General features: G+C 34.4%; 7 protein-coding genes. 3 read left to right on the forward strand and 4 right to left on the reverse strand.

Annotated features, from left to right (window positions below):
* Nucleotides 1–34 precede the first annotated feature (34 nt).
* On the reverse strand, nucleotides 35–292 hold the full coding sequence (locus ABD077_RS06200) for a hypothetical protein (RefSeq protein ID WP_343911488.1): 258 nt from the start codon (nucleotides 290–292) through the stop codon (nucleotides 35–37).
* Nucleotides 293–486: 194 nt separating this feature from the next.
* Here ABD077_RS06200 and ABD077_RS06205 point away from each other — a divergent pair, with 194 nt between their 5' ends.
* Nucleotides 487–2,436, forward strand: a complete 1,950-nt coding sequence (locus ABD077_RS06205; protein WP_343911489.1) for an alpha-amylase family glycosyl hydrolase — start codon at nucleotides 487–489, stop codon at nucleotides 2,434–2,436.
* 52 nt (nucleotides 2,437–2,488) lie between these two features.
* On the opposite strand, the gene ABD077_RS06210 is transcribed toward ABD077_RS06205, so the two are convergent.
* From ABD077_RS06210 to aspS, 3 genes are all read right to left on the reverse strand, one after another.
* Nucleotides 2,489–4,276, reverse strand: coding sequence for a chloride channel protein (locus ABD077_RS06210; RefSeq protein ID WP_343911490.1), 1,788 nt, complete (start codon nucleotides 4,274–4,276; stop codon nucleotides 2,489–2,491).
* Nucleotides 4,277–4,451: 175 nt separating this feature from the next.
* Nucleotides 4,452–7,070, reverse strand: a complete 2,619-nt coding sequence (locus tag ABD077_RS06215) for a T9SS-dependent M36 family metallopeptidase (RefSeq protein ID WP_343911491.1) — start codon at nucleotides 7,068–7,070, stop codon at nucleotides 4,452–4,454.
* Between the two features lie 166 nt (nucleotides 7,071–7,236).
* The gene (aspS, locus tag ABD077_RS06220; protein ID WP_343911492.1) at nucleotides 7,237–8,985 is read right to left on the reverse strand and encodes an aspartate--tRNA ligase; all 1,749 of its coding nucleotides are present in this window, start codon (nucleotides 8,983–8,985) and stop codon (nucleotides 7,237–7,239) included.
* A gap of 245 nt (nucleotides 8,986–9,230) precedes the next feature.
* Between aspS and ABD077_RS06225 the strand changes: the two genes are divergently transcribed.
* Complete coding sequence (locus ABD077_RS06225; RefSeq protein ID WP_343911493.1) at nucleotides 9,231–12,233, forward strand: SusC/RagA family TonB-linked outer membrane protein; 3,003 nt, start codon at nucleotides 9,231–9,233, stop codon at nucleotides 12,231–12,233.
* Between the two features lie 11 nt (nucleotides 12,234–12,244).
* Complete coding sequence (locus ABD077_RS06230) at nucleotides 12,245–13,633, forward strand: RagB/SusD family nutrient uptake outer membrane protein (protein WP_343911494.1); 1,389 nt, start codon at nucleotides 12,245–12,247, stop codon at nucleotides 13,631–13,633.
* Nucleotides 13,634–13,700: the final 67 nt, after the last annotated feature.

Raw genomic sequence — 13,700 nt, forward strand, 5'->3', positions numbered from 1 at the left:
CAGTTGTTATTAAAATGTAAATATTTGCATAATTTTAGTTTTTGTCAGTTTTTTCTTCTTTAGTAAAATCCTTCATTTTCTGAAGGTTTTCTTCGGTCAACATATAATCCTTTACCTTTTTATCTTTCCATCTATGGTATATGAACAAAGGCATTAGAATAAAAGAAGCTACAAGGATACCAATACCAACCCATTTATCTCCGGTAAGGTGATCTCCGGTGTTTTTATAGTAATAACCTACCGATACAAGAATAACCACTGCTATGAACAATATTCTTATTACATATTTCATAATTGAATTGAGTTTTACAATGAATTTTGGACAATTTATTAACAATCAAAGGTTTTCGTAAAAAAGAGATCTAATAGTTCTGTAAAAGATCCGTTTTGATACAATCAAAAGTTTTTTGAACAGTATGGTTCTAAAACATGACAAATAAAACTTATACGTAAATCAAACACAAACAAAAACTAAAAATTCACACAATGAAAAAGAAGTTACTAATTGCAGTAACCTTTATGCTTTGTTTATCAAAGGTAGGTTACACACAATCAGATAAGAATTTACCATTCGTTTGGGAGAATGCAACAGTATATTTTGTCCTTACAGATCGTTTTGAGAATGGAGATACATCTAATGATATTTCTTACGGGAGGCCTCAGGATGGTCCGGCACTAAGAAATTATGAAGGAGGAGATTTGCAAGGGCTTATTAATAAGATTGAGGAAGGATATTTTGATGACCTTGGAGTAAATGCTATTTGGATTACTCCACCAGTGGAAAATATCTATGGATCGGTACCAGGCGCAGGATATGGTTTTCATGGATATTGGACAAAAGACTGGACAAACATCGATGCTAATTTGGGAACGAATGAGCTTTTCGGAACATTTGTAGACATAGCACATGAACATGGTATTCGAGTATTAATGGATGTTGTTCTTAATCATGTAGGACCAGATACTAGCACCGATCAAAATCAATCTTGGCCAGATGAGTGGGTTCGTAGAGATCCTAATTGTAATTTTCAAGGTCCAGGAGGAACAATTCCTTGTGAATTGGTAGATAATTTACCAGATATTAGAACTGATTCTAATGATAATGTTAGTCTGCCAAATTGGTTGTTAGAAAAGTGGAGTCAGGAAGGAAGAAGAGATAGTGAAGAAAATGAATTGAATGATTTTTTTAACAGAACAGGTAAGTCCAGATCACCAAGAAGTTATATCATAAAATGGTTAACGGATTATGTAAGAAAATATGGTGTAGATGGATTTAGGGTGGATACAGTAAAGCATGTAGAGGAAGCTGTTTGGAAAGAACTAGAAGAAGAAGGAATTATCGCTTTGAGAGAATGGAAGACAAATAATCCAACTAAGAAACTGGATGATTTAGATTTCTGGATGACTGGTGAGGTGTTTAACTATAATGCACCAAGCATGGGAAGAACTTTTACGGGAGATGGATTTAATGTAGATTATTATAATAATGGATTTGCTAATTTGATTAATTTCGAATTTCGATTTAATGCAGAAGAGGGTTTAGAAAGTATTTTTAGTCGTTATGATAATTTGTTGCAAAATCAGCTAGGACAAGGAAAAAGTGCCATGAACTTTTTGACGAATCATGATACAGAAGAAGTTTTTGACCGAAATCGTCAAAAAACATTCGAAGCTGGAACAAAATTATTACTTACTCCTGGACCTGCCCAAATTTATTATGGAGATGAAACAGCAAGAACACTCACACCTGGCGGAGGAGCTACTGGAGATGCTACTCTTAGATCCAATATGAATTTTAGTGATTTAAGCAATCCAAATTCTATTCCTTCCTTAACACTGCTTCATTATCAGAAAATAGGAAGATTTAGAAGAGAGCATGTTTCTGTTGGAGCTGGGAAACATACTAAATTACAGGATACACCATATACTTTTAAAAGAGAATATGATCAGAATGGTATAGACGATAAAGCATTAGTATATACAGGTAATGATAATGATTTTGTAGGAGCATTAGATGTTTTTGGTATGTGGTCTGATGGTACGGAATTACAAGATTATTTTTCTGGTAGTTTAGCTATAGTGTCGAATGGAACGGTAACTTTTGGGACTTCTTTTGGATTAGTGTTAATAGGAGAACCAACGTCTCAAACTTTAAGTGTAGATGAAATAGATATTCCTAATGGCAATTTTGCGAAAGCTTGGCCTAATCCTTTTACAAATTCATTACAAGTAACATTATCTAAGACCAATCTTTCTGCAGATGATATACATATAGAAATGTATGATCTTACTGGTAAGAAGGTGTTAGAAAATAAGAAGATAAAAATTCAGGATAGTAGTTTTAGCATTAATGCACCTCATCTAATGAATGGGATGTATTTGATGAAAATAGAATTTAATGATAGAACTCAGGTAGTTCAATTAATAAAAAAGTAGTTTGAATTGCTAAGTGTATAAAAACCTGTTGAATTTAGTTTCAGCAGGTTTTTTATCGTGTAAAATGAATAAGCTTTCTTCTGTAAGCAGTTAGTAGTTTTGATTTTGAAATAAAACCAAAATATTTTCCATCTTTTATCACAGGAAGATTCCATGCTCCTGTATCTTGAAATTTGCGCATCGCTTTTTTAGCATCATCACTTTCATAAATAATGGAAGTTTCTACTTGTATCATTAACATTTCTACTGTTGTTTTATGATATAAAGAAACATCGAACATAATGTCTCTAATATTGTCTAAAGTTACAATGCCTAGTAAGGTGTTAGATTCGTCAATTACAGGAAATAGGTTTCGGTTTGATTTGGCTACAGCCTCACTTAGCAATTGTTTTAGGGTATAATGCGGTGGTACCGATATAAAATTAGTTTCTATACAATCATCTAATTTCATAAGCGTTAAAACCGTTTGATCTTTATCATGGGTGAGCAAAAGTCCTCGTTCTGCAAGAGATCTGGTATAGATATTATGTTCAATGCTGTTTTTGGAAATGATAAATGATATAGACGTTGTGATCATTAAAGGCACAAACAATTCATAGCTGGTAGTAATTTCAGCAATTAAAAATATAGATGTTAAAGGAGCGTGTAATACCCCTGCGATTAATCCTGCCATTCCTAATAAAGTGAAATTTGCTTCCGAGACCTGAAATCCTATTCCAATGTTATTAATGATTTTAGCAACTACATTCCCCAGAGCGCTTCCCATTACTAATGTTGGAATAATAATACCACCAGATCCTCCAGCTCCAAAAGTAGCAGTCATTGCAATCGCTTTAAAAATTGTAATTCCTGTGAGTAAAGCTATAATCATCCAGATATTATTAGTCATATTATCAAAAGGAGTATTTCCTATCGCTGCCAAATGATTTCCATTCAAAAGATCATTAATAAAACCTAATCCCTCTCCATAGAGTGGAGGTATAAAATATAGCATCACTCCAATAGCAAATCCTCCAATAAGCAATCGATGAATTTTTTTTGGAAAACGATCGAAAAAGGATAATATCCCAAAATACATTTTAGTAAAGTATATAGATGCAATAGCGGTACCAACTCCAAGAATTACATAAAAAGGCGTATCGTAGATATCAAATTTTTCTAGTACTTGAAATCGGAACAATACTTCATCTCCAAGAAAAAAATAAGATGTTATGATAGAAGATACTGAAGCAAATAATAAGGGAAGCAAGGAGGTGAGCGTTAAATCCAGACTAAATATTTCTACAGCAAACACTAAACCTGCTAGAGGAGATTTGAAAACTGCAGATATGGCTCCTGCGGCTGCACACCCAATTAATAAAAATCTGGTTTTTGTATCTAATTTAAAAACTCGGCTTATACTAGAACTTAATGTAGATCCTGATCCTACAGCAGGCCCCAGAAGACCTACGGATCCTCCAAATCCTACCGTTATTGGAGCTAAAAGCAGCGGAAGATAACCGCTTACAGGTCTTATTTTACCATCTTTTTTAGAAAGAGCATATAAGATTAGTGGAATCGCTGATTTGATATCTTTTTTAAAGATAAACTTTGTAATAACATACACTATCAATAATCCGATTACAGGTATGATAAAATAAAAAGATGTCTGCCAGGATATAATATCACTCTCCAACACTACTTGGATCAAATGTGTAATGTTTTTAAGAAGTAGCGATATTAAACCAGCACAAAAACCTACTAGTATACTTAGGACTAAGACAAAGTTTTTGGTAGAAATATGGCGATATCTCCATATTAAAAACTTTAGCAGTATAGATTTTTTGGTGGAGCTACTCATATAAGCACAAATCTTAGGTTAATTACAAGATAATGAAAACATATGAAAGCCAAAAAGAAGAGATTACAATAAAAAATATACCCTGTTATAATAGATTTAATGGATTCATCGAATCTGGATTGTCAAAAAAATGTTCATCATTTTGTTAATTGAATATTTAAGAATCTTATAAGAGTTATTGAATGATTATTTTAGATACAGATGTTGTAGATCCGTCTTTCGCCTCAATTCTTAATAGATATATGCCAGATTTTAAGTTTGTGGTAACTCTGTATATGTCTTTTAAAAGTGTATCCTCATTAAATACTTGTCTGCCATTTATATCAAATATTGAGATAGAACTATTTCCTATTTCCTTAGATAATTTAATATCGAATATACCATTGGAAGGATTAGGTGTTATTCTGAATAAATTCGAATTAAATTCATTTACATTTAAAGTTGTACAATTTATTTGTGAAGTAGGAGGAAGGTCGAAAGCTTCTACCTGATCAAATCTGCTTTGAGAAGACCCCTGATCGGCACTATAGCCAACTCCTCTTCGAGCAAAAACCTGCCAAATTAAACATTTATTAGCTTCACTATTCGGTAATAAATCTGCTGCGGCTAATATACCATCTCTTCCATCTACAAAACCAGGACTACAAGCCTGAAGTTTAAGCCCATCCATTACTAGTTGCATTGCCAAGTTATTTCCTCCTGTACCGTTATAGAGATCAGAATCATAACCATCTCTATCTATAAATGTCCAAGTCATGTCCCAGAGGATAGAAGCCCAAATTGAGCCTATTCCATGAGGTCTGGAATAATTTGTATCGTCACTTACGTCGGCGTAAGTAACAGGATTTATAGACATATCTGTACTGTACGGATTTGGACGATTTCCTGGACCATCAATAGGTTGTCCATTGGCAAAAGTAGCTCTTCCACGGGCATCAGACCCTTTGTCACCTGGTTTAATTGTCATTACAATACCGAACCAATCAGACCAGCCTTCTCCCATTTGTTCGTCATTATCTAAACAACTTGCGGATCTAGGTCCTCCAGTTAGTCTATTGGAAATACCATGCCCATATTCATGGACAACAATACTGTTATCAAAACTAGAATCAGCTCCAACAATCCAATTTAAAGGATCTGTTTTTGCTAAGGTAGCATTTACTGATGGTTGATTTTCTATTTGTGAAATTATTGCTTCACCATCTACTTGATTTATCCCAACGGCGGGGATCTCTATTGGATCTACACCCCGTATATCAAAATCACCATCAACATTATTAACGATTATGATTGCTATAGCTCCTGATTCTTGGCATCTTTCAATTTTGCTAAAAAAACTACATTCACCTCTTCTAACAACTGCAATTTTTCCGTTCATATTACTTGAATTCACTAAATCTGAACAAGCATCATTTGGGTCAGGATCGCTAATATTGTCTATAGCTAAAATTAAGTCTGCTGTTATGTTATCTGGTAATGTTGGTATTTCCGGCGTTCCAAAAATAAAAAAGCCTTCAGTTACTCCAAATTCCCCTAGTATAGATGAGTTGTTTATAGCAAGTTTTACTCTAGGTTGCATGGGATTGTATAAATGCATTTGCATTCTAGGACTTGCTCCGTCTGGAGGCGTTCCAAAACTTGCATTATTAAATCTTGTTCCATCCTGTGCATAGGCGAATACTTGATCATTACCATCTCCTCCTTTACCATAATTATTTACCTGAAAGTTTCCTGAAGCTTCATCAAAGCCATAATGATACCATATATCGTGCGCTACATTATTAGTGTAGAATAAATTGGTAATAGAAGCATTTTGATATTCTCCAATAGAAGCATTTTGGTCATAAGGAAAATCAAATACCAGATTTTCACCTCCATTAGCTCTATTTCCTGGAGAATCTAGTCCTGCCAGATCTTCTGATGCAAGAACATTATTACCTTCAGTGGTGGTAAATTCCGCTCCTTCTATACCATCTGTGTCATGCCACCCAAAGGGAGATGCAATCGGGTCTTCTTGTCCTGATATTAGTTCTCTATTCCCATGATTAGGACTTTCAATACCAGGTAGTGGCAATACATTGTATGTTGGTGACATCGCTAGAGCATTGCTCGATGATTTTTGTTCCAATGGCGAAGGTGTCATTAGTAATGACGATGTTGATTTAGAATTATGAGAATCAAAAGAGCAATGTAGTATCCAGTCATCTTGGCTAAGAAGCTCTCCATTCGTTGCATTTATTCGAACACTATACCAATGTTCAGCATCCTTAGTTAATACACTGAGATCCCAAGAAAGAATTAATTTTTCATCAACTACTTGGTATACCAATTTTGCAGGAATTTCCTCTTCAGAAATGTTAGTTTTCAAAAATGTAGTTTTATTTGAAGTTTTCTCTGAAATCATTTGTAGACTCTCTATAGGGGCTATTTTAAGATGAGTTACAGAACTCCTTAAGGCATCTTCTGCGGATAATACAGGAGATATTATATTGACTTTTGAAGCAATATTATGAATGAAGGAACCTTTAAAAGAAACTATTTTTCCACTCTTTATTGCTATACTTCCTACTGCGTTGTGTATGGGGATACCATTATATTGTTGAATAACATATAAAGTTGATGCCTGCATACTTTTTGAAAAAGACTTAGATTCAATAGTGAGATTTTCTATATCTTCATTATTAAAACCAGAGTCAATAAGGTACTTTTTGATTAAATCGAGATCCTGAGATTGTGCAGAAATTAAATTAATTCCAAAAAGGAAAGGTAAAAAGAAACAAAAAAGTCGTTTCATGATAACATTACTTGAATTGATGATTTACTCGCTTTTTAAATTGAAAGAAAACCGTAATTAATTATTTATTTTAAGGCATAATAAGGTCATCTAACTTATATATGTTTCATAAGCAGACAAAATGTTACCCTAAAATCTTGGATTTTTTTAGATTTAATTTTAAAAGTTATAAATCTAATTTGATATTGAGTTCTTTGAGTTGCTCTTGATCAATATTGGCTGGAGCATCTATCATTACATCTCTACCACTATTGTTTTTAGGGAAAGCAATAAAATCCCTAATGGTTTCTTGTCCTCCTAGTATGGCTACTAATCGATCAAATCCAAAGGCAATTCCACCATGTGGAGGAGCTCCATATTGAAACGCATCCATTAAAAATCCAAATTGTTCTTTGGCTTCTTCTGGAGTGAATCCTAAATGATCAAACATAAGAGCCTGTGTTTCTTTATCATGTATACGTATAGAACCTCCACCTATTTCATTTCCATTTAATACCAAATCATAAGCATTTGCTCTTACATCTCCTGGTTTAGAATCTAATAGAGGAATATCTTCTGGTTTAGGTGAAGTAAACGGATGATGCATCGCATGATAACGTTCTGTTTCTTCGTCCCATTCTAAGAGAGGAAAATCGACTACCCATAATGGAGCGAACTCTTCGGGGTTTCTCAATCCTAATCGTTCTGCCAATTCCATTCTAAGAGCACTTAGTTGACTTCTTACTTTATTTGCATTTCCAGATAATACACAAATAAGATCACCAGCTTTGGCGCCTGTAGTTTCTGCCCATTTTTTTAAATCTTCCTGATCATAAAATTTATCTACAGAAGATTTAAAACTTCCATCTTCATTACATTTTACATATACCATTCCTAGTGCACCTACTTGCGGACGTTTTACCCAATCAATTAGTTTGTCAATCTCTTTTCTGGTGTAGGAAGCACCACCAGGAACTGCAATACCCACTACTAATTCGGCGTCATTAAATACTTTGAATTCCTTATGTTGAGCTACTTCGTTAAGCTCTCCGAATTTCATTCCGAAACGAATGTCAGGTTTATCATTACCATAGGTTCGCATAGCCTCATCATAGGTCATTCTAGGGAAATCACTGATGTCCTGACCTTTGATATCTTTTATTAAATGACGTGTAAGTCCTTCAAATATGTTAAGAATGTCTTCTTGTTCTACAAATGCCATTTCACAATCGATCTGTGTAAATTCCGGCTGTCTATCTGCTCTAAGATCTTCATCTCTAAAACACTTTACAATCTGAAAGTATTTATCCATTCCACCCACCATCAATAATTGTTTAAATGTCTGCGGTGATTGGGGTAAAGCGTAAAACTGTCCTTCATTCATACGAGAAGGCACCACAAAATCTCTAGCTCCTTCCGGAGTAGATTTAATAAGATATGGTGTTTCTACTTCAACAAAATCTTGGTCAGAAAGATAATTGCGAACTTTCATCGCTACTTTGTGTCTAAATAGTAAGCTATTTTTAACAGGGTTGCGTCTTATATCCAGATATCTGTACTTCATACGAATATCTTCTCCACCATCAGTTTCATTTTCAATAGTGAAAGGTGGAACCAAAGCTTCATTCAAAATCTGTAATTCTTTGACCAAAATTTCGATATCACCAGTGGCTATATTCGGATTTTTAGATTCTCGTTCAATCACGGTTCCTTTAACCTGAATAACAAATTCGCGACCTAGAGTTTTAGCATTTTCCATTACATCCAAAGATGTACGTTGCTCATCAAAAATAAGTTGAGTAATACCATAACGATCTCTTAGGTCTACCCATATCATAAATCCTTTATCTCTGGTCTTTTGTACCCAACCTGAAAGAGTAACTTCTTTGTTAATATCTGAGTTGCGTAATTCACCGCAAGAATGACTTCTGTACATAGCTATTTGTTAAGGCTGCAAAAATAAGAAGTTTAAGACGAAAAATATCTAGTTTTTATAAAAATGAGGATGGAAGCTAAAAATTATCTGACAGTAATTCAATATGCGGATTTAACATATTTTTTTTGTGGTTTTACTGTATAACTAATTGATTGTCAATATCTTTTTAACTAACACGCGTTAGTTTTAACATTTTTTTATAAGAATGTTTTAATAGTTTTAACCGAACTTATAAACAAATCATTATGAAAAAACATTCACTAAGTAGCAAGGGGCTTTTGCTATTCTTGTTTTTTTTTCCGGTCGTTCTGTTTGCACAGGAAACGATAACTGGAAAAATAGTTAACGAAAGTACTGGGGAAGGAGTACCTTTCATCAATATCGTAGAAGATGGAACCAATAATGGAACTGCCAGTGATATTGATGGTAATTTTTCACTTACCGTTAACAACCTTCCTGTAAAACTAAAAGTATTTGCACTTGGATTTACTACCAAAGTGGTTTCAGTAGAAAGTACTGGATCGATTACTATTCAGGTTGCTGAAGCTTTAGAAGCGTTAGATGAAATCGTTGTAACGGGTCTTGGGTCTTCGATAAAAAGGGCTAATCTGGCTAATGCAGTTTCTACCGTGTCTTCGGAAGAATTGGTAGGTAATACAGGGCAAACCACGGTAGATGGTGCGTTGTATGGTAAGGTAACAGGTGTAAATATAACAGCATCTTCTGGTGCGCCAGGAGGTGGTACGGCATTAAGATTAAGAGGTATATCATCTATAAATGGAAATAATCAACCTTTATTTATAGTAGATGGAGTATACATTAATAATGTTGAGATACCTTCAGGTTTGCGTTTTGCATCAGGAGCAAATAGAGGAAATGAAGAAAATGCAGGAAATAGATTAGCAGATATCGATCCAAATGATATAGAAAATATCGAAATTCTTAAAGGAGCGTCTGCAGCTGCCATTTATGGAACTAGAGCAAATGCCGGAGTTGTAATTATAACAACGAAAAAAGGAAAAGGGGGGAAAACTAGAATTAAATTTAGTCAAGATACAGGTGTCAATGTAATACAAAAACGTTTAGGGTTACGACCTTGGACAGCAACTAGTGTTTTTGATGCTTTTTTTACTCCTAATCCCGATGATCCCGAAGCTGAAGCTAGATCAAGAGCTGCAGCAGAGGCGGAAGTAGCTGCTTTTAATAACGCTATTCAAAATGGAGGTTTAATTGATTATGAAGATGAGATTTATGGAAATGTTGGATTTATTTCTGAAACAAAATTAAGTGCCAGTGGAGGTAATGACAAAACCAGGTTTTACATTGGAGGATCCTATCGTGATGAAGAAGGAATTATTCAAAAGACTGGATTCGATAGATTTTCGATTAGAAGTAATATAGACCATAAAATATCAGATATTTTTGATATTTCGTTGTCTTCAAATTATGTAAGAAGTAATTCGAGTAGAAGTTTTACTGGAAATGAAAATGAAGGAGGATTGAGTTTTGGATACACGCTTGCTTTTACAAGACCTTGGCGTAATTTGTTCCCGGATGCTGATGGAAATTACCCGAATAATCCAAATTATCCTGGGAACCCAATTTTTGTTAGAGATCAAGCCAAAAATGAGGATTCCAATAATAGATTTATTCAAGGATTAAAATTTACCACCAAATTATTGACTACCGAGAAGAATAGAGTAAAATTTGTAGTGAATGGAGGAGTAGATTATTTAGCAAATGAAACTTATGTATATGTACCGGAAACCCATCAAGCACAGGTTGGTAATCAAGAAGGTTTCGTGGCTGAAGGGAGAAATAATTTCACTCAATTTAATATGCTTGCTTTTGGAGTTTGGGATCATACAGCATTGGATGGTGATTTAGGACTGACAACTCAGGGAGGTGTAAGTTATTTAGAACAACGAGCAAACCTTGTGAATAGTAGAGGTTCTAATTTATTTGGTGGTCAAACTAGTGTAGATCAATCGGTAAATCAAGTTATTGATCAAGATAGATCTAACCAAAAAGACTTTGGATATTTTGCTCAGGTTGAAGGTAATTATAAAGATCAAATTATTGCTACTCTTGGATATCGTTTGGACAAATCAACGTTAAATGGTGATCAAAATAAATTATATGGATTTCCAAAAGCTTCTTTGGCGGTCAATATTGCAAACTTTGATTTTTGGAATGTAGAGGCAATAAATCAATTAAAGTTGAGAAGTGCGTATGGGGAGACAGGTTCTTCTGCAGCGTTTGGTTCTATATACACAAGGTTAAACCCAAGTAATATTGGAGGTAATGGTGGTCTTACCGTCGGAACAAGAGGAGATTCAGATATTGAACCTGAGACCTCTGCAGAATTTGAAGTAGGTATGGATCTTGGATTATTAGATAGCAGGATTTCTTTTGAAGCATCTTACTACAATAGAAAGGTCAGTGATTTAATTTTATCAAGAAATGTTCCGTCATCTTCTGGTTTTACCACTGAGACTACAAACCTTGCTGATTTAGTTAACCAAGGATTAGAATTAGCGATCAGAGGAGATGTTTATAGAAGTGATAATTTTTATTGGAATACAGGAGTACAATTTTATTTTAATAGATCTGAGGTTACTCGTTTAGATGTACCTGCTTTTGCTCAACCAGGAGCTGGTTTTGGTACTGGACTTGGAACTTTTTTCATAGAAGAAGGACAGCCAGTTACGCAAATTGTGGGTAATATTGACCCAGATGGAGATGGACCAATAGAAGCAAGTTTACAACAAGTAGGTAATGTAGAGCCAGATTTTCAAATGGCCTTTAATAATCAGCTTACTTTATTCAAAAATATAGATGTGTCATTTTTATTGCAATGGAAACAAGGAGGAGATAACCTTAATTTATCAAGATTTCTTACCGATTTAGGACAGACTTCACCAGATTTAGAAACTCCAGCAGGTCAGGCCAGATTAGCAACACCTGCTAATGCACAACGTTTTATCGAGGATGCTACTTATGTGAGATTAAGGGAAGCTGCAATATACTACAGATTTTCACCAGAAGTAATCAATGGGTTGTTTGGTGACGTAGTAGAAGGATTAAAACTAGGAATTTCTGGTAGAAATATATTCACAATTACTGATTACAGTAGTTATGATCCTGAGGTTTCTGTGAATGGAGGTGCAGGTTTATCGAGTGGTATCGAAGTAACGCCATTCCCTAGTTCTCAACAATTTTACTTTCACCTAAATGTTAATTTTTAAAGTAACAAATAATGAATAATAGAATAATAAAAATAAAATATCATTTGATACTGGTTTTACTTTTTATGGTAGCAGTATCATGTTCTTTTGATGAGGATATAGATCCAAATGGTCCCAGTCTTGGAGGTGTTGAGAATAATGCTTCCTTAAGACAGTTGAATGAATTGGTGATTGGAATTCAGGCAACATCAAGAGATGGGCATGGAATAGAAACAACTGCTAGTGGTACTTTGGCAAGAGAATTATACTTGTTTGATGCTGATCCTAGAAATACTGGGGATTTACTAGGTAAGAATGGAATACAACTGGATAACAACTCTTTTTATAGTACAGCTCAATTTGCAGGGAGTTACCGTTGTATTAAAAATGCGAATGTACTTTTAGGAGCATTGGATAATACTCAGGTAATAGAAGAAGCAGATAAGAATGGCTACAGAGGTTTTGCTAAAACATATATCGCTTATGAATTAATTCAAGTTCTTAAATCCTATGGAAGTGCGAGAATTGATGTTGCTGATCCTGATAACCTAGGACCAGTATTAGATTTTGATGCAGCCCTAGCAGAAATAAGAAGTTTACTGGATGAAGCTGAAAATGATCTAAGTGGATTTGGGATGTTAGATCAATTTTTATTTCCTGTTTCTGGATTTTCTGACTTGATCGACGATTCGGATGAAATGGGAGAAGATGTTCGAGACAATGAAAATGAAATTACAATAGAAGAATTCGTATTGTTTAATAGAGCAGTTGCTGCACTTGCTGCGGTTTATGCCGGTGATGGAAATGTTGCGCTTGCAGAATTGTCAAATTCTTATTTCGATTTAAACGGAAGTTTAACAACAGGACCAAAATATGTTTTTGGTTTAGGAGCAGGGGATCAGCCTAATGGTGTTTTTCGTTCACCTTCTGCCTCGGCTGAAGAACCTAATAATGCAGATCAAATTATTGTTCATGACAGTTGGATTAATGATGCTGAAGCTGGAGATTCTAGAGTAGCTTCAAAAGCAGCAATGAGACCGGCACCAAGTGCTCAAGATGGTCTTAATGGAACTCATGAAACAAGGTTGTATGCATCAAACGTTACTGCTATAGATATCCTTAGAAATGAAGAGCTTATACTTCTGTATGCAGAAGCTAGCATTCTAGCAAATAATTTACAAGATGCAGAAGATGCATTAAATGTAATTCGTAATTCTGCTAGTTTAGCTAATTATTCAGGAGCTCAAAGCGTAGCAGATCTTACAACAGAAATGCTAAATCAAAGAAGATATTCTTTATGGTGTGAAAACCACAGAATGTTCGATTTAAGGCGATATAATTTATCAAACACACTACCAATTGATAGAGCAGGAGATCAAGTATTTAATATTTTTCCAATTCCATTATCGGAAAACTTATAATATTTAAGTTCTTTTGATATATAGATAATAAAAACGCCGCAGAAATGCGGCGTTTTATATATAATTT

This window comes from Aquimarina litoralis, from assembly GCF_039523995.1.
Classification (GTDB): Bacteria; Bacteroidota; Bacteroidia; order Flavobacteriales; family Flavobacteriaceae; genus Aquimarina; species Aquimarina litoralis.